Origin of the sequence: Umezawaea tangerina (genome assembly GCF_003002815.1) — a bacterium.
GTDB classification, from domain to species: Bacteria; Actinomycetota; Actinomycetes; order Mycobacteriales; family Pseudonocardiaceae; genus Umezawaea; species Umezawaea tangerina.
In genome coordinates this window covers 285,088-300,936 of sequence record NZ_PVTF01000004.1, presented here as the reverse complement: position 1 = coordinate 300,936, position 15,849 = coordinate 285,088, and the positions used below count along the sequence as shown (strand labels likewise).

19 protein-coding genes are annotated in these 15,849 nt (G+C 72.6%); 14 read left to right on the top strand and 5 right to left on the bottom strand.

Features of this window, described 5'->3' with window-relative positions; translation table 11 throughout:
* Positions 1 to 40: 40 nt before the first annotated feature.
* Positions 41 to 820, bottom strand: coding sequence for a carbon-nitrogen hydrolase family protein (locus tag CLV43_RS15395; RefSeq protein ID WP_106187848.1), 780 nt, complete (start codon positions 818 to 820; stop codon positions 41 to 43).
* 30 nt (positions 821 to 850) lie between these two features.
* Here CLV43_RS15395 and CLV43_RS15390 point away from each other — a divergent pair, with 30 nt between their 5' ends.
* Positions 851 to 1,480 carry a GntR family transcriptional regulator gene (locus CLV43_RS15390; RefSeq protein ID WP_106187847.1) on the top strand — a complete coding sequence of 210 codons (630 nt, stop codon included), beginning with the start codon at positions 851 to 853 and terminating at the stop codon, positions 1,478 to 1,480.
* Here CLV43_RS15390 and CLV43_RS15385 read toward each other — a convergent pair.
* Complete coding sequence (locus CLV43_RS15385) at positions 1,441 to 2,772, bottom strand: MFS transporter (protein ID WP_211304373.1); 1,332 nt, start codon at positions 2,770 to 2,772, stop codon at positions 1,441 to 1,443. The two genes, CLV43_RS15390 and CLV43_RS15385, sit on opposite strands and share 40 nt — an antisense overlap.
* A gap of 44 nt (positions 2,773 to 2,816) precedes the next feature.
* On the opposite strand from CLV43_RS15385, the gene CLV43_RS15380 reads away from it, so the two are divergent.
* From CLV43_RS15380 to CLV43_RS15370, 3 genes are read left to right on the top strand one after another with little or no spacing between them, the layout of a single operon-like run.
* Entirely contained in the window at positions 2,817 to 3,488 is a 672-nt protein-coding gene (locus CLV43_RS15380; protein ID WP_106187846.1) for a DUF2848 domain-containing protein, read from the top strand.
* Positions 3,489 to 3,522: 34 nt separating this feature from the next.
* Positions 3,523 to 5,097, top strand: coding sequence for an ABC transporter substrate-binding protein (locus tag CLV43_RS15375; protein ID WP_106187845.1), 1,575 nt, complete (start codon positions 3,523 to 3,525; stop codon positions 5,095 to 5,097).
* The gene (locus CLV43_RS15370; protein ID WP_106187844.1) at positions 5,094 to 6,287 is read left to right on the top strand and encodes an aminotransferase class V-fold PLP-dependent enzyme; all 1,194 of its coding nucleotides are present in this window, start codon (positions 5,094 to 5,096) and stop codon (positions 6,285 to 6,287) included. The genes CLV43_RS15375 and CLV43_RS15370 overlap by 4 nt, the downstream gene beginning before the upstream one ends.
* Here CLV43_RS15370 and CLV43_RS15365 read toward each other — a convergent pair.
* On the bottom strand, positions 6,268 to 7,554 hold the full coding sequence (locus tag CLV43_RS15365; RefSeq protein WP_106188248.1) for a M14 family metallopeptidase: 1,287 nt from the start codon (positions 7,552 to 7,554) through the stop codon (positions 6,268 to 6,270). The two genes, CLV43_RS15370 and CLV43_RS15365, sit on opposite strands and share 20 nt — an antisense overlap.
* Positions 7,555 to 7,708: 154 nt before the next feature.
* On the opposite strand from CLV43_RS15365, the gene hisD reads away from it, so the two are divergent.
* From hisD to CLV43_RS47790, 4 genes are read left to right on the top strand one after another with little or no spacing between them, the layout of a single operon-like run.
* A complete protein-coding gene (hisD, locus tag CLV43_RS15360; protein ID WP_106187843.1) occupies positions 7,709 to 9,025 on the top strand; it encodes a histidinol dehydrogenase in 1,317 nt (438 codons plus the stop codon).
* Positions 9,022 to 10,164 carry a histidinol-phosphate transaminase gene (locus CLV43_RS15355; protein WP_106187842.1) on the top strand — a complete coding sequence of 381 codons (1,143 nt, stop codon included), beginning with the start codon at positions 9,022 to 9,024 and terminating at the stop codon, positions 10,162 to 10,164. Before hisD ends, CLV43_RS15355 begins: the two co-directional genes overlap by 4 nt.
* A complete protein-coding gene (gene hisB, locus CLV43_RS15350) occupies positions 10,161 to 10,760 on the top strand; it encodes an imidazoleglycerol-phosphate dehydratase HisB (RefSeq protein WP_106187841.1) in 600 nt (199 codons plus the stop codon). The genes CLV43_RS15355 and hisB overlap by 4 nt, the downstream gene beginning before the upstream one ends.
* Entirely contained in the window at positions 10,760 to 10,915 is a 156-nt protein-coding gene (locus tag CLV43_RS47790) for a hypothetical protein (protein ID WP_170155850.1), read from the top strand. Before hisB ends, CLV43_RS47790 begins: the two co-directional genes overlap by 1 nt.
* A 1-nt stretch (position 10,916) precedes the next feature.
* Here CLV43_RS47790 and CLV43_RS15345 read toward each other — a convergent pair whose 3' ends face one another.
* Positions 10,917 to 11,450, bottom strand: a complete 534-nt coding sequence (locus tag CLV43_RS15345; RefSeq protein ID WP_106187840.1) for an RNA 2'-phosphotransferase — start codon at positions 11,448 to 11,450, stop codon at positions 10,917 to 10,919.
* A 43-nt stretch (positions 11,451 to 11,493) separates the two neighbouring features.
* Positions 11,494 to 11,955: a redox-sensitive transcriptional activator SoxR gene (soxR, locus tag CLV43_RS15340; protein ID WP_106187839.1), complete on the bottom strand. Its 462-nt coding sequence runs from the start codon at positions 11,953 to 11,955 to the stop codon at positions 11,494 to 11,496.
* 53 nt (positions 11,956 to 12,008) lie between these two features.
* Between soxR and CLV43_RS15335 the strand changes: the two genes are divergently transcribed.
* The 6 genes from CLV43_RS15335 (at position 12,009) to CLV43_RS47785 (ending at position 15,847) form a co-directional block, all read left to right on the top strand.
* Positions 12,009 to 12,689: a thiamine pyrophosphate-dependent enzyme gene (locus CLV43_RS15335; protein ID WP_106187838.1), complete on the top strand. Its 681-nt coding sequence runs from the start codon at positions 12,009 to 12,011 to the stop codon at positions 12,687 to 12,689.
* Complete coding sequence (locus tag CLV43_RS15330; protein WP_106187837.1) at positions 12,689 to 13,585, top strand: transketolase family protein; 897 nt, start codon at positions 12,689 to 12,691, stop codon at positions 13,583 to 13,585. The genes CLV43_RS15335 and CLV43_RS15330 overlap by 1 nt, the downstream gene beginning before the upstream one ends.
* A gap of 9 nt (positions 13,586 to 13,594) precedes the next feature.
* Positions 13,595 to 14,107 carry a hypothetical protein gene (locus CLV43_RS15325; protein WP_146174773.1) on the top strand — a complete coding sequence of 171 codons (513 nt, stop codon included), beginning with the start codon at positions 13,595 to 13,597 and terminating at the stop codon, positions 14,105 to 14,107.
* Positions 14,108 to 14,116: 9 nt separating this feature from the next.
* Positions 14,117 to 14,749 (top strand): imidazole glycerol phosphate synthase subunit HisH, encoded by a 633-nt coding sequence (gene hisH, locus CLV43_RS15320; RefSeq protein WP_106187835.1) that lies wholly within the window; start codon positions 14,117 to 14,119, stop codon positions 14,747 to 14,749.
* Between the two features lie 10 nt (positions 14,750 to 14,759).
* A complete protein-coding gene (gene priA / locus CLV43_RS15315) occupies positions 14,760 to 15,494 on the top strand; it encodes a bifunctional 1-(5-phosphoribosyl)-5-((5-phosphoribosylamino)methylideneamino)imidazole-4-carboxamide isomerase/phosphoribosylanthranilate isomerase PriA (protein WP_106187834.1) in 735 nt (244 codons plus the stop codon).
* 188 nt (positions 15,495 to 15,682) lie between these two features.
* The gene (locus CLV43_RS47785; RefSeq protein ID WP_170155849.1) at positions 15,683 to 15,847 is read left to right on the top strand and encodes a hypothetical protein; all 165 of its coding nucleotides are present in this window, start codon (positions 15,683 to 15,685) and stop codon (positions 15,845 to 15,847) included.
* The last annotated feature ends 2 nt before the right edge of the window (positions 15,848 to 15,849 follow it).

The following is a 15,849-nucleotide window of genomic DNA, read 5'->3' as shown; positions in this document are numbered from 1 at the left end:
GGGTTGGTTCCCGCCCACGCAGTCCTGCGGGGGCCGGTCGTCAGAGCCGCCGGTTCGCCAGCACCGGCAACGTGCGGCGGGCGTTCTCGACCGCCTCCACGTCGATGTCCACCACCAGCAGGCCGGGGTCGGCGCCGAGGCTGTCGACGACGGTCCCGAGCGGGTCGGCGACGGTGCTGTGGCCGACGCCCGTCGGAGCCGTGGTCCCCAGGTCGCCGGGGTCGGCCTGGCCGCACGCCAGCACCCACGAGGTGCAGTCCAACGCCCGCGCGCGGACCAGCAGCTCCCACTGGTCGACCTTGCCGGGGCCCGAACCCCAGGACGCGCCGAGCAGCACGGCCGTGGCGCCCGCGTCGGCCAGCGCCCGGAACAGCTCGGGGAAGCGGATGTCGTAGCAGGTGGCGATGCCGAGGGTCACGCCGTCCACCTCGACGGTGACCGGCTTCGCCCCCGGCGCGACCGTGCTCGACTCCTGGAAGCCGAAGGCGTCGAACAGGTGGATCTTGTCGTAGCCGAGGTGCACGTCGGCGCCCGTGACGAGCAGCGTGTTGGTCACCCGCCCGTCCGACGTCGGCGTGAACATCCCCGCCACCACGACCACGCCGTGCTCCACGGCGACCTCGCGCACGGCGGTCGCCCACGGCCCGTCCAGCGGCTCGGCGACGGGCTTGAGCGACACCCCGAACCGGCACTGGGTTGCCTCCGGGAACAGCACGACCCGCGCCCCGGCGGCGGCGCCCCGGCGGACGCCGTCGCGCACGAGCTCCAGGTTCGCGGACGGGTCGGTGGACGAGCTGATCTGGCTGAGAGCGACGCGCACGGCGTGATCCTCCTCTGGTATACACACAGTATGCAGGTGTCCGGTCGCGACAAGGCCTACGAGTTCCTCAAGGACACCATCCTGGCCGACCCCGAGATGCAGGGTCGCTTCATCAGCGAGCAGGACGTCGCCGACCGGATCGGCGTGTCCCGCACCCCCATCCGCGAGGCGCTGCTGCTGCTCGCGGCCGAGGACATGGTCCAGCTGGTGCCCAAGAAGGGTGCTTACGTGGCACCGGTCTCCGGTCGCCAGGTCGCCGAGCTCATGGAGCTGCGCGGCATGGTCGAGAGGTTCGCCGCCGAGCACGTCCTGAAGGCGGGCACCGCGCCCGTCGCGGAGATGCGCGCGGCGATCGAACGGCAGACCGGGCTGCGCGGCATGGCCGACGCGCGGGACTTCATCGACGTCGACCGGCAGTTCCACGCACTGCTCGTCGCGGCGACCGGCAACGAGCTGCTGACCAAGGTGTACGAGGGCCTGCGCGCCCGGCAGATCAGGGCCGGTGTGGTGGCGCTGTACCGCTCGGAGGGCAGGCAGGACGCCGTGCTGCTGGAGCACGAGGCCATCGTGGCCGCGCTCGAGTCCGGGGACGTCGAGGCGGCCACGGCGGCGATCAGCTCTCACCTGGAGTCCACGCTCAAGGTGCTGCTCGGCGCCTGATCGACCTCGTCCACCTCCGGGTCGCGACCCAGGTAGAGGCCGGTCACCGTGACCGCGCAGGCGACCGCGACGTACACCGCGACCAGCAGCCACGTGTCGAACCCCGCCAGCAGTGCGGTGAACACCAGCGGCGCGACGGCCCCGCCGATCACGCCCGCGAGCGTGTAGGCCAGCGAGCTTCCGGTGTAGCGCAGCCGCGGCGTGAACTGCTCGGCGATGAACGCCGCCTGCGGGCCGTACATGAACGCGTGGAACGCGAGCCCGACCACGACGCCCAGCACCAGCAGCGACCGCGACCCGGTGTCGACCAGCGGGAAGAACACGAACGGCCAGATCGCGCCGCAGACCGCCGCCCCGGCGTAGAGGACCCGCCGGTTCACCCGGTCCGACAGCCAGCCCGCCAACGGCATCAGCACCAGCTGGCAGCCCGACGCGATGAGCACCGCGGTCAGCCCGGCGTTGCGCGGCAGGCCGAGCCGGGTGGTGATGTAGGTCAGCACGAACACGGTGAACAGCGCGTAGAGCACGTCCGGCCCGACGCGGCACAGGACGGCGGCGACCAGCGGCCTGCGCTGGGTCCGGAACACCTCGCCGACCGGCGCCTCCGGCCGGTCGCCGCGCTCCTGGATCGCCTTGAACACCGGCGTCTCCTCCAGCTTCAGCCGGATCCACAGGCCGAACCCGACGAGCACCGCGGACAGCAGGAACGCGACCCGCCAGCCCCACGACAGGAACTGCTCGTCGCTGAGCAGCACGCCCAGCAGCGCCAGCACGCCGTTCGCCATCAGGTTCCCCGCCGGCGGTCCGATCTGCGCCGCCGAGGCCCAGAACCCGCGCTGCCGCGGGTCGCCGTACTCGCTGGACAGCAGCACCGCGCCGCCCCACTCGCCGCCGAGCCCGACGCCCTGCGCGAAGCGCAGCACCACCAGCAGCACCCCGGCGAGCCCGCCGATGGCCGCGTGCGTGGGCAGCAGGCCGATCAGCATCGTGGCGATGCCGGTGATCAGCAGCGTGGTCACCAGCACGCGCTTGCGGCCGAGCTGGTCGCCGAGCCTGCCGAACAGGAACCCGCCCAGCGGCCGCGAGAGGTACCCGACGGCGTAGGTGGAGAACGCCAGCAGCGTCGCGGTCAGCGGCTCGGAGCTGGGGAAGAACAGCGGGCCGAGCACCACGGCGGCGGCCACGTTGTAGATCGCGAAGTCGTACCACTCCAGCGCGGTGCCGGAGAGCGACGCGGCGAACGCGCGGATCAGGGCGGGCCCGCGCACATCGGGAGGTGTGGTTGACGGCATCGTGTAATACTGGCTGTATACAACCCGTATGCGCAAGGAGCGGCATGTCGACTCTTCGTTTCGAACTGCCCGACGGCGCCCGTGTGGCGGTCACCGTGACGACCCTGCTCAACGGCGGCTACGCGGGGCGCAGCCAGGAGGACGTGGCCGCCCACGTGCGGGAGCTCGCCGAGCTGGGCGTCCCCGCGCCGAGCGAGACCCCGAGCCTCTACCCGGTCGCGCCCTACCTCGCGCAGCAGACCGACGAGGTGGCCGTGCAGCACGACCGCACGTCCGGCGAGGCCGAGTGGGCGCTCGTGGTGACCGAGGACGACCTGCTGCTCACGGTCGCCTGCGACCACACCGACCGCGCGCTGGAGGTGCACGGCGTGGCGTGGAGCAAGCAGGCGGGGCCGGACGTGCTGGGGCGCGCGGCGTGGCGGCTCGACGAGGTGGCCGACCGGCTCGACGGGATCGAGCTGACCGCGTGGGCCGACGGCGTGGAGATCCAGGTCGGCACGCTCGCGGAGCTGCTCGCCCCGGCGTACTGGGTCGAGGTGCTGCGGGCCCGTGACCTGCTGCGGCCCGGCACGGTGCTGCTGTCGGGCACCATCCCGATGCGCGAGGGCGTGAACCAGTTCGCGCGGGAGTGGCGGGTGGAGCTGCGCGATCCCGCGACCGGCCGCACGATCGACTGCGCGTACGCGGTGCGCCCCCTCCCGGCCGCAATCGGCTGACGGTGCCGGAGCGCACGGACTAGGGTCGGGTGTCGTGCGCTTCCTGTTGCCCCCTGTTCTGCTCGTGGCCGCCGTCGCCGCCTCCGCGTGCACCGGCACGACCACACCCAGTGCGGAGGGCACGAACGACAACAGCTCCATCGTGCTCGCCGACGCGGTCGAACCGACCACGCTGAACCCGTTGCTGGGCTACGCGCCCGAGGGCGTGTCGAAGATCTTCGACGGTCTGGTGGAGCACCGCGCGGACCGCACGCTGCGGCCCCAGCTCGCCGCGAAGGCGCCGAAACCCGCCGCGGACGGCCTGTCCTGGACCGTGGAGCTGCGCGACGACGTGAAGTTCACCGACGGCAGCACGTTCGGCCCCGAGGACGTCGTGGCGACCTACCGGGCGCTGCTCGACCCGGCCTCGGGGGCGACGGTGCGGCCGGAGTTCGCGATGCTCACCGGCGTCGAGCAGCTCGACGTGCGGACCGTCCGGTTCACCCTCTCCCAGCCCTACGCGCCGTTCCCGGACCTGCTGGTGCTCGGCATCCTGCCCTCCGAGGCGCTGGCTGCCGGTGGGCCGCTGGCCGCCAGCCCGGTGAACACCGCCCCGGTCGGCACCGGCCCGTACAAGCTGACCGAGTGGACCAAGGGCGACAAGATGGTCCTGGAGGCGAACCCCGCGCACCTGGAGGGCGCTCCCCGGATCAAGAAGCTGACCGTGGTGTTCGTGCCCGACGACAACACCAGGGCGCAGCGGATGCAGAAGGGCGAGTTCGACGGCGCCGAGCTGCCGCCGAGGCTGGCCGCGGGCTTCGCCACCGCCGACGGCCTGCGCGTGCTCGACCACAGCTCCGCGGACCTGCGCGCGATCACGCTGCCCACGGGCAACCCGGTGACCGGCGACCCGGCGATGCGGCTCGCGCTGAACCTCGCCGTGAACCGCCAGGGGATGATCGACAACCTGCTGGCGGGCAAGGGCACGTCCGCGAGCACGCCCGTGCCCGCGGTGCTGCCGGAGTTCGTCGACCCCGACGCGGTGTTCCGCTACGACAAGGCCGTCGCCGAGTTCACCCTCGACCAGGCGGGCTGGGTCCGCGGCGCGGACGGGCTGCGCGCGCGCAACGGCGTGCGGGCCTCGTTCACCCTCATGTACCCGATCGGCGACGTGGTCCGCAGCGACCTGGCGACGGCGTTCGTGGCCGACGCGAAGGCGGTCGGCGTCGACGTGCAGCTCGCCGGGCTGAGCCGCGAGGCGATCGTCCCGCGGCTCGCGCAGGACGCCGTGCTGGGCGGCGGCGGCGACCCGTTCGACCCGGACCAGGCCCTGTACCGGACGCTGCACACCGGCGCCGACGGCAACCCCGGCGGGTACACCGACGCGGCCGTGGACGCGGCGCTGGACGCGGGCCGCAAGCTGCTCGACCCGGCCCAGCGCGCCGCCGCCTACCTCCAGTTCCAGCGCTCCTACGTGGCCGCGCCCGGACTGGTGACGATCGCGTTCGTGGCGCACACCTACGTGGTGCGCGAGAACTGGAACGGCTACCAGCAGGTCGTCGACCCCGCCGTGCACGGGGGCCTCTCCTGGGGGCCTTGGTGGAACCTGCAGAAGTGGACCCCGAAGTGACCAGTGGGAATCGGGCGCAGTCCTTCGAAGCCGTGCGGGCCGACACGCCCGCCGCCGTCGACCGGATCTTCCTGGACAGCGCGGGCTCGTCGCTGCCGCCCACGCCGGTGCTGGACGTCCAGCTCGCCCACCTGCGCCGCGAGGCGGAGATCGGCGGCTACCGGGCCGCGTACGAGCGCGCCGACGACCTGGAGGCGGGCTACGGCGTGTTCGCCGAGCTGCTCGGCGCCGCGCCGGACGAGATCGCGTTCACCGACAGCGCCACGAGGTCCTGGCTGACCGCGTTCGACGCCGTGCCGCTGGCCGACGGCGACCGGGTGCTGATCACCGAGGTCGAGTACGCGGGCAACGCCGTGCCGCTGCTGCGCCGCGCCGAGGAGACCGGCGCGACCGTCGAGACGATCCCGTCGGACGAGCACGGCCAGGTCGACCTCGACGCGCTTCGCGGACTGCTCGACGAGCGGGTGAAGCTGGTGTCGGTGGTGCACGTGCCGACCAACGGCGGCCTGGTGAACCCGGTCGCAGGCATCACCGCCGCCGCGCACGAGGTCGGCGCGCTCGTGATGCTGGACGCCTGCCAGTCGCTCGGCCAGTTCCCGGTCGGCCTGCACGACCTCGGCGTGGACGTCCTGTCCGGCACCGGCCGCAAGTGGCTGCGCGGACCGCGCGGCACCGGCGTGCTGGCCGTGCGCCGCGAGGTCCTGCCGCGGCTGCGCCCCCGGCTGGTCGACCTCTACAGCGGCCGGTGGACGTCGGCCTCGGACTACGAGCTGCGCGACGACGCGCGGGTGTTCGAGCTGTGGGAGAACTCGATCGCGGCCAGGCTCGGGCTGGTCGAGGCCGCCCGGTACGCGCTCGGCCTGGGTCTGGAGGCCATCGCGGCCGAGGTCGACGACCGCGCCAAGCGCTTGCGCGCGGGCCTGGCCGACCTGCCCGGCGTGCGGGTCCGCGACCTCGGCGAACGGCAGTGCGGGCTGGTCACGTTCACCGTCGACGGGGTCGCCGCGGCCGAGGTGAAGCAGCGGCTGGTGAGCCAGGAGATCACCGTGACCACCAGCTCGCTGTCCTCCACCAGGGTCGACATGACCCGGCGCGGGCTCGACGAGGTGGTGCGGGCGTCCCCGCACTACTTCGTCTCGCCCGAGCAGGTCGACCAGGCGATCGCCGCGGTCAGCAGGATTGGCCGATGACCCGCGGCACGCAGTCGGAGTAGCTCAGGAACAGGTCCACCGCGGTGTCGTTGCGGGTGGTCTGCGTCGCGATCTGGGTGTCGCGCGGGTAGAAGCCGTTCAGCCCGCTGCCGTCCTTCGGGTACATCTCGAAGGTGTAGCTCCAGATCTTGTGCGTGGCCCACATCCAGTCGTTGATGCCGCCGTCGGTGATGTAGAGGTCGCTGGACTGCTGCGGCGTGTAGCCGTTCTTCGCGGCCATCTGCCTGCCCAGCGTCGCGAACGCGTTCGCCTGGTCGGCGTTGAGGCCCGTCGCGGTGTCGTTGTAGGTGTAGCCGTAGGGCCACAGGATCAGCTCGGAGTAGGTGTGCCAGTCGATGTGCGACTTGATCTGCTGCACACCGCCGACCACGCGGGAGTTGACGAAGTCGCGCACCCGCTGGGTCTCCGGCGCGGAGAACGCGCTCGTGCCGCGGTAGGTCTCGCTCGACCCGGTGCCGCTGGAGCCGCCGCAGCAGCCCCACTGGTAGCCCCAGTTGCGGTTGGTGTCGGTGCCGGTGGACGTCGAGTTCGGCTGCCGGTTCTTGCGCCACCCGCGCAGCGTGCCCGCCGCGATGTCGTACTCGGCGCCGTCGGGGTTCACGCTCGGCACGACCCAGATCTCCCGGCTGTCCACCAGCGCCTTGATCGCGGTGTTCGTGGCGTAGCCGTCGGTGAGCCGCTGGATGATGTGCAGGCACATCTCCACGGTCAGGTGCTCGCGGGCGTGCTGGTTGCAGGTGAACAGCACCTCCGGCTTCGCCTGGTCGACGGACGGGTTGTTGCTGATCTTCATCGCGTACAGCGCCCGGCCCTGGTAGGAGTTGCCGATCGTCGACAGCTTCACGAGGTTCGGGTGGTCGGTGACGGTCTGGTTGAGCTCGGCCGTCGTCTCGGCGTAGTTGTGGTAGCCGGTGTAGCCGGACGGGAAGTCGAACGTGCCCACGTCGGCGGTGCCGAGCCGGGCCAGCTGGGCGTCGGCGTCGCCCTTGGACTTCACCGTGAGCCCGGTCGCGCGCAGCGCCCGGAGCTGGGACTTCTCGGCGATCACGGTGAGCTTGTCACCGTCGAGGCCGAGCACGTCGACACCGGTGTCGGCGACCTTGGTGCGGGACACCGGGTCGGCGGCGGTGACCTCGTACACGGTCCGCTCGCCCCGGACGGCCGTCGGCTCGGCGGATCCGGGCAGGGCGGTGGCTATCAGGGCCAAGGACGCCAGGGCGACCAGGCCACGTCGTTTCGCGAACATGTGCGGCTCCATCATCAGCAGGGTTTTGCGACGGAGTGGTGCCGCTCCAGCGTGACTGCGCCCGATCTGTCCTGATAGCGCCGTTCGCTGGCTTCGCGGTGGTCCGCACCGGGCTGACAGTTGACGGAATTCGCCTTCGCCTAGGCTTGGGGGCATGCTCACCCGCACCGACCTGCGAGGCAGTGTCCCGTCGTCCAGCGAGCTCCGAGCGGTCCTGCCGCGCGCCGAGGTCGACGTGGAAGCGGTCCTGCACCAGGTCCGACCGGTGGTGGAGGCGGTGGCCGACCGCGGTGTGGACGCGGTCATGGAGTTCACCGAGCGCTTCGACAAGGTGCGCCCCGCGTCCGTGCGGGTGCCCGTCGCCGAGCTGTCCGCCGCGCTGGAGTCGCTCGACCCGACCGTGCGCGCCGCGCTGGAGGTGTCGGTCGAACGGGCCCGCAAGGTGCACGCCGAGCAGCGCCGCACCGACACCACCGTCCAGGTCGTGCCCGGCGGCACGGTCACCGAGCGCTGGGTGCCGGTCGCCCGCGTCGGGCTGTACGCGCCGGGCGGCCTCGCCGTGTACCCGTCCAGCGTCGTGATGAACGTCGTCCCCGCGCAGGCCGCCGGGGTCGAGTCGCTGGTGGTCTGCTCGCCGCCGCAGGCGGAGTTCGGCGGACTGCCGCACCCCACGATCCTGGCCGCGGCCGCGCTGCTCGACGTGACCGAGGTGTGGGCCGTCGGCGGGGCGCAGGCCGTGGCGCTGCTGGCCCACGGCGGCGTGGACACCGACGGGTCCGCGCTGGAGCCGGTCGACCTGGTCACCGGGCCCGGCAACCTGTACGTGACCGCCGCGAAGCGGATGCTGCGCGGGCTGATCGGGATCGACGCCGAGGCGGGCACGACCGAGATCGCGGTCCTCGCCGACGCGACGGCCGACCCGGTGCACGTGGCCGCGGACCTGATCAGCCAGGCCGAGCACGACCCGGCCGCCGCCAGCGTGCTGGTGACGGACTCGGTGGAGCTGGCCGACGCCGTGGACGCGGAGCTGGTGCGCCAGGTCGGCGCGACCAAGCACCACGAGCGGGTGCGGACCGCGTTGTCCGGCAAGCAGTCCGGCACCGTGCTGGTGTCCACTGTGGACGACGGCCTGCGGGTGGTGAACGCCTACGCCGCCGAGCACCTGGAGATCCAGACCGCCGACGCCCGCGCGGTCGCGGCCCGCGTCCGGTCCGCGGGCGCCGTCTTCGTCGGCCCGCACTCGCCGGTCTCGCTCGGTGACTACTGCGCGGGTTCCAACCACGTGCTGCCCACCGGCGGCTGCGCCCGGCACTCGTCGGGGCTGTCCGTGCAGACGTTCCTGCGCGGCATCCACGTCGTGGACTACTCCGAGGAGGCGCTGCGCGGGGTCGCCGACCACGTCGTCGCCCTCGCCAACGCCGAGGACCTGCCCGCGCACGGCCAGGCCGTGACCGCGAGGTTCCCGCGATGAAGGCGAACGAGGCCCACCGGCGCAATCCCCTCGGCGGAGGCGGCATCGGGAACAGGGTCGAGCTGTCCGACCTGCCGCTGCGGGAGGACCTGCGCGGCCGCACGCCCTACGGCGCGCCGCAGCTGGACGTGCCGGTCCGGCTCAACACCAACGAGAACCCGTACCCGCCCACGCCCGAGCTCGTCGCGGACGTCGTGACGGCGGTCGCCGAGATCGCGGGCGAGCTGCACCGGTACCCGGACCGCGACGCCGTGGCGCTGCGCTCCGACCTGGCGGCGTACCTGGCCGACGCGACCGGCGTGCCGCTGACCGAGCGGAACCTGTGGGCCGCCAACGGGTCCAACGAGATCCTCCAGCAGATCCTGCAGGCGTTCGGCGGCCCCGGCCGCACGGCGCTGGGCTTCGAGCCGTCGTACTCGATGCACCCGATCATCGCGGCGGGCACCCGCACCGAGTGGTCGCCCACGCCCCGCCGCGAGGACTTCTCGCTGGACACCACGCGGGCGGCCGAGATCGTCGCCTCGCTCAAGCCGGACGTCGTGTTCGTGACCAGCCCCAACAACCCGACCGGGCAGAGCGTGCCGCCGTCGGACCTGCGCGAGCTGATCGAGGCCGCGCCCGGCGTGGTCGTGGTGGACGAGGCGTACGCCGAGTTCTCGCCGCACAGCAGCGCCGTGGAGCTGATCGAGGAGTTCCCGGCGAAGCTCATCGTCAGCCGCACCATGAGCAAGGCGTTCGCGTTCGCCGGCGGCCGCCTCGGCTACCTCGCCGCGGCCCCCGCGGTGGTCGACGCGCTGCTGCTGGTCCGGCTGCCCTACCACCTGTCCGCGTTGACGCAGGCGGCCGCGCGCGCGGCGCTGCGGCACTCGGTGGAGACGCTGGGGTCGGTCGCGAAGCTGGCCGCCGAGCGCGACCGGGTCGTGGAGGCGTTGGCGGGCCTGGGTTTCCGGGTCGTGCACAGCGACGCGAACTTCGTGCTGTTCGGCTGGTTCGCCGACGCGCACGCGACCTGGCGCTCCTACCTGGAGCGCGGGGTGCTGATCAGGGACGTCGGCATCGCAGGGCACCTGCGGGTCACCATCGGAACGCCCGAGGAGAACGACACGTTCCTCGCGGCCAGCAAGGAGGTCGGTCGGTGAGTCGGGTCGGCAAGGTGGAGCGCGCCACCAGCGAGTCGTCGGTGTACGTCGAGATCGACCTCGACGGGACCGGCCAGGTCGAGATCGACACCGGGGTCCCGTTCTACGACCACATGCTCACGGCCTTCGGCGTGCACGGCAGCTTCGACCTGAAGGTGCGCGCCACCGGGGACGTGCACATCGACGCGCACCACACCGTCGAGGACGTCGCCATCGTGCTGGGGCAGGCGCTGCGCGAGGCGTTGGGGGACAAGAAGGGCATCCGCCGCTTCGGCGACTGCTGGATCCCCATGGACGAGACCCTCGCGCACGCCGCGGTGGACGTCTCCGGTCGCCCGTACTGCGTGCACACCGGGGAGCCGGAGCAGTTCACCACCTTCACCATCGGCGGCAACTACCCGTTCGTGCTGAACCGGCACGTGTTCGACTCGCTCGCCTTCCACGCGCAGATCGCGCTGCACGTGCGGGTCGAGTACGGGCGCGACCCGCACCACATCGCCGAGGCCGAGTTCAAGGCCATCGCCCGCGCCCTGCGCGCGGCCGTCGAACCGGACCCCAGGGTGGCGGGCGTGCCGTCCACCAAGGGCGTCCTGTAATGCCGAAGGAGTACGTCGGGATCGGGCTGCTCGCGCTGGCCGGGTTCCTGCTCGGCGGCGTGTACAGCACCTGGAAGACGGCCAAGGCGGTCGCGGCGGTGCTGGGCGTGCTGGCGCTGGTCGCCGTCGGCGGCGCGGTGGCCTGGCTGCTGTAGGTCAGCCCTGCTCGGACAGGTACCGCGGTGGGACGTGCGGCACCAGCCACACGCCGTTCGCGCTGACCCGGAACTCGTGGCCGTCGGCGCGCATGGCGGCGGCGTCGACGGTCAGCACCACCGGCTTGCCCCGTCGTGCCCCGACCCGTTGCGCGGTCTCGACCGTCGGGGAGAGGTGCACGTCGTGGCGGTTCATCGGCTTGAGGCCGTCCCGGTGGATGGCGGGCAGCGAGCTGCCCACCGTGCCGTGGTAGAGCACCGGTGGCGGTTCGCTCACCGGTAGGCCCAGGTCGACCGGGACGCTGTGGCCCTGGTTGGCCCGGATGCGGTCGCCGTCGATCGTGAACCGCTGCTTGTCGTTGCGGGCCACGACCTCGTCGAGCTGCGCGCGGGTGACGCCGCCGCCGAGCGCGGCGAGCAGGTCGTCGACGCCGACCCAGCCCTCGGGGTCCAGGCGCAGGCCGATGGCCTCCGGCGAGTGCCTGAGGCGTTTGGAGAGCCGCTTGGACAAGCGGATCATGTCCTTCTCTTGCATGCGGCACAGCTCAGCACGACCGGTGCCGTTCACGCCACCGAGTTCAGGTGCCGCCCTCGGTGGCCGCTTTCAGCTTCGGGGCGCCGGGGCCGTCGGCGGACTGGGCGTCGTCGAAGTTGTGCAGGAAGCAGCTGCGCAGCGAGAGGCAGCCGCAGCCGATGCAGGAGGTGAGGCGGTCGCGCAGGCGGTGCAGGGCGTCGATGCGGGCGTCCAGCTCCTCCTGCCAGGACTGGGACAGGCGGCTCCAGTCGGCCTTCGTCGGGGTGCGCCCGTCGGGCAGCGTGGCGAGCGCGGCGTGCACGTCCTCCAGGCTCAGGCCCACCCGCTGCGCGGTGCGGATGAACGCGAGCCTGCGCAGGACGGACCGGGGGTACCTGCGCTGGTTGCCGCTGGTGCGGTGCGAGGCGATCAGGCCGCGGTCCTCGTAGAAGCGCAGCGCGGTGTGCGGTACGCCGCTGCGCTCGGCCACCTGCCCGATGGTCAGGTTCTCCGGTAACTTCGTCACCCGCCCAGCCTACGTCTTGACCTCCACCTTGGTCGAGGTTGGATGGTGGTCGCATGACAGCGACGAGGGAGACGGGGTTCGCGGGCATCCCGGCGTTGTTCGCCAGGATGACGGGGGACGAGAAGCACGAGTGGGCGGCGGCGTCGACGCTGGACGTGCTGTGGGTGCTCTACGACCGGGTGCTGGACGTGTCGCCGGAGCGGGTCGACGATCCGGGGCGGGACAGGTTCCTGCTGTCCAAGGGGCACGGGCCGATGGCGTACTACGCGGTGCTGGCGGCGAAGGGGTTCGTCGAACCGTCGCTTTTGGACGGCTGGACGAAGTGGGACTCGCCGCTGGGGCAGCACCCCGACCGGGTCCTGGTGCCCGGTGTGGAGATCAGCAGCGGGTCGCTGGGCCACGGGCTGCCGATCGCGGTGGGGATGGCGCTGGGGCTGGACATCCAGCGCGGGCACCAGCGGGTGGTGGTCCTGGTCGGGGACGCGGAGCTGGACGAGGGCAGCAACCACGAGGCCATCGCGCTGGCCGGTCGGCTCGGGATCGAGCGGCTGACCACCGTGGTCGTGGACAACCGGTCCGGCACGCACGGCTGGCCCGGCGGGATCGCGGCGCGGTTCGCCGTCGAGGGCTGGGAGGCGACCACTGTGGACGGTCGGGACCAGGACGCGCTGCACGACGCGCTGACCCTGCCGCACGTGGGCGCGCCGCTCGTCGTAGTGGCGGAGGTGCTGTGATGACCACGATGCGGGAGGTGTTCGCGCGGACGGTCACCGAGGTGATGGCGACCGACCCGCGGGTCGTGGTGGTGCTGGCGGAGATCTCGCGGGACGTCTTCCCGACCACCGATCGGGTGATCAACGTGGGCATCCGGGAGCAGGCCATGGTCGGTGTCGGCGGGGGACTGGCGCTGAGCGGGCTGCGGCCGGTGGTGCACACCTACGCGCCGTTCCTGGTGGAGCGGCCGTTCGAGCAGATCAAGCTGGACTTCGGCCACCAGGACGTCGGCGGGGTGCTGGTGAGCGTGGGGGCCTCCTACGACGACCCGGTGTGGGGGCGGACGCACCAGGCACCCGGCGACGTGGCGCTGTTCGACACCCTGCCCGGCTGGACCGTGCACGTGCCGGGGCACCCGGACGAGGTGGAGCCGCTGGTGCGCGCAGCGCTCGCCGCGGATGACCGGGTGTACCTGCGGCTTTCCTTGCGCACCAACGCGCGCGCGTACCCGGTGGCGGAGGGGTTCACCGCGGTGCGCGAGGGGCGGGCGGGGGTGGTCGTGGCGGTCGGGCCGGTGCTGGACCGGGTGCTGGAGGCCACGCGGGGCGTGGACGTGACGGTGCTCTACGCCTCGACGGTCCGGCCGTTCGACGCCGAAGGGCTGCGGCGGGCGGTGCGGGCGGCCGACCGCGCGGACGTGCTGCTGGTCGAGCCGTACCTGGAGGGGACCTCGGCGCACCTGGTCAGCGAGGCGCTGACCGACGTCCCGTCCCGGCTGCGATCCCTTGGCGTGCAACGGGAAGCCGAGCTGCGCGCCTACGGGACGGCCGAGGACCACGACTCCGCGCACGACCTCGACGTGCTCGGGATCTCGGCGGCCGTGCGGCGGATGTACAACCACGGGAATCAGGCATGATCTAGTGCTGTGAGAGTGCCGAGAACCCTGATCTGGACCGCAGCACCCACCGCCGCGCTGCAACGGGCCCTGCACAAGGAGGGCTCGGGGCCCGCCGCGCTCGTCCCGGTGACCTCGGGCACGGTGCTCCTCCCCGCCCGCCAAGGCGGTTTCCCGTCCGCCGTGCGGCTGGCCGAGCGGTGCCGGGAGATCGGCGGCACGGCGCTGGTCCTGCGGTGGGCCGGTGGCACGCAGGTCGGCTCGGACGGCACCCGCACGACCTACCGGGGGTCGGTGCTGTCCGCGATGCGGCTCACCGGACCCGTCGCGTGGTGGCGGCTCAAGCGGCGCGAACGCGGCGACGCCGAGCTGACCGCGGACGTGACGCAGGTCGTCGGGCTGGTCGAGGAGGGCAGGGCGGACGCGCACGTGGCCGGGCTGCCGTCGACGCGCACCGGGCTGGCGGGCCTGCCGATCAACACGCTGCTGCCCGTGGTGCCGGTCACGCAGGGCGCGGCACCGACCGAACCACCCCTGGCCTAGCCTGGTCACGTGGCACGCGTCGTCGTCTTGGACTACGGATCCGGCAACCTCCGCTCGGTCGAGCGCGCCCTCCAGCGCGTCGGCGCCGAGGTGGAGGTGACCGCCGACCACCGCGCCGTGCGCGAGGCGGACGGCCTGTTCGTCCCCGGCGTCGGCGCGTACGCGGCGTGCATGGAGCAGCTCAACGCCATCCGCGGCGGCCGGATGATCGGCGAACGCCTCGCGGGCGGCCGCCCGGTGATCGGCGTGTGCGTGGGCATGCAGGTCCTGTTCGACCGCGGCATCGAGCACGGCGTGCTCACCGAGGGCTGCGGCGAGTGGCCCGGCACGGTGGAGCGGCTGGACGCGCCGATCGTGCCGCACATGGGCTGGAACACCGTGCGCGCGCCGGGGGGCACGGCGCTGTTCGCCGGGCTCCCCGCCGACACCCGCTACTACTTCGTGCACTCCTACGGCGTGCGCGACTGGGTGCTGGAGCCCTCCGACGTGATCAAGCCGCCGCTGGTGACGTGGGCCGAGCACGGCAGCGACTTCGTGGCCGCGGTGGAGAACGGGGCCCTGTGGGCGACCCAGTTCCACCCGGAGAAGTCGGGCGACGCGGGCGCGCACCTGCTGGAGAACTGGCTGAAGAGCTTCAACTAGGCTGAATGGCGTGACATTCACGCTGCTCCCGGCCGTCGACGTAGCCGACGGCCTCGCCGTCCGGCTCGTCCAGGGCGAAGCCGGTACCGAGACCAACTACGGCGACCCGCTGGAGGCCGCGCTCGCCTGGCAGCGCGACGGCGCCGAATGGGTGCACCTGGTCGACCTCGACGCCGCGTTCGGCCGCGGCAGCAACCGCGAGCTGCTGGCGCGCGTCGTCGGCGAGCTGGACGTGAACGTCGAGCTGACCGGTGGCATCCGCGACGACGAGTCGCTGGCCAACGCCCTGTCGACCGGCTGCGCCAGGGTCAACCTGGGCACGGCCGCGCTGGAGGACCCGGCGTGGTGCGCCAAGGTCGTCGCGGAGCACGGCGAGAAGGTCGCGGTCGGCCTGGACGTGCGCATCACCGACCGCGGCCACCGGGTCGCCGCGCGCGGCTGGACCACCGACGGCGGCGACCTGTGGGAGGTGCTGGAGCGGCTGGACCGCGACGGCTGCACCCGCTACGTCGTGACCGACGTCGGCAAGGACGGCATGCTCCAGGGCCCGAACGTCGAGCTGCTGCGCGAGGTCTGCGCCCGCACCGACGCACCGGTCATCGCCTCCGGCGGGGTGTCCAGTGTGGACGACCTCATCGCGCTGGCCGCGCTGTCCCGCGACGGCGTCGAGGGCGCGATCATCGGCAAGGCGCTCTACGCCGGCTCGTTCACCCTCCCCGAAGCCCTCGCCGCTGTCCGGGGTTAGGGCGTGTTTCCCGGCTACCGCGGACACGGATCCGGGAAACACGCCCTAGTCCTTTCAGGACCGGGCGGTCTACCGGACCGTCCGGTCCGAGTACCCCCGACGGGTGCTCGTTGTCATCCTTTGGGCTGGTGCCCGAGCCAGACCGCGGGATGATGCCCGCCTAGCGGGTGCCTGGGCACGGTGTGTCCATGTCCTTCCTCAGCTCAGAGATGCCCACGCCCCGCGTCGACGTGCGCCGCACGCCGCGGTTGGAACCGCTGGTCCGCGGTGCTTCCGACGCGGACACGCCGTCCTGGCCGCACGCCCCGCAGGGCGGTTTCGACTGGTTCGAGCCGGATCGGAGAGCGTCGTGAGC

Coding starts and splice junctions, on each gene's coding strand:
- CLV43_RS15390 (WP_106187847.1), top strand. CDS start 851: ATGCAGGTGTCCGGTCGCGACAAGGCCTACGAGTTCCTCAAGGACACC.
- CLV43_RS15385 (WP_211304373.1), bottom strand. CDS start 2,772: ATGCCGTCAACCACACCTCCCGATGTGCGCGGGCCCGCCCTGATCCGC.
- CLV43_RS15380 (WP_106187846.1), top strand. CDS start 2,817: ATGTCGACTCTTCGTTTCGAACTGCCCGACGGCGCCCGTGTGGCGGTC.
- CLV43_RS15365 (WP_106188248.1), bottom strand. CDS start 7,554: ATGTTCGCGAAACGACGTGGCCTGGTCGCCCTGGCGTCCTTGGCCCTG.
- hisD (WP_106187843.1), top strand. CDS start 7,709: ATGCTCACCCGCACCGACCTGCGAGGCAGTGTCCCGTCGTCCAGCGAG.
- CLV43_RS15355 (WP_106187842.1), top strand. CDS start 9,022: ATGAAGGCGAACGAGGCCCACCGGCGCAATCCCCTCGGCGGAGGCGGC.
- CLV43_RS47790 (WP_170155850.1), top strand. CDS start 10,760: ATGCCGAAGGAGTACGTCGGGATCGGGCTGCTCGCGCTGGCCGGGTTC.
- CLV43_RS15345 (WP_106187840.1), bottom strand. CDS start 11,450: ATGCAAGAGAAGGACATGATCCGCTTGTCCAAGCGGCTCTCCAAACGC.
- CLV43_RS15335 (WP_106187838.1), top strand. CDS start 12,009: ATGACAGCGACGAGGGAGACGGGGTTCGCGGGCATCCCGGCGTTGTTC.
- CLV43_RS15330 (WP_106187837.1), top strand. CDS start 12,689: ATGACCACGATGCGGGAGGTGTTCGCGCGGACGGTCACCGAGGTGATG.
- CLV43_RS47785 (WP_170155849.1), top strand. CDS start 15,683: ATGTCCTTCCTCAGCTCAGAGATGCCCACGCCCCGCGTCGACGTGCGC.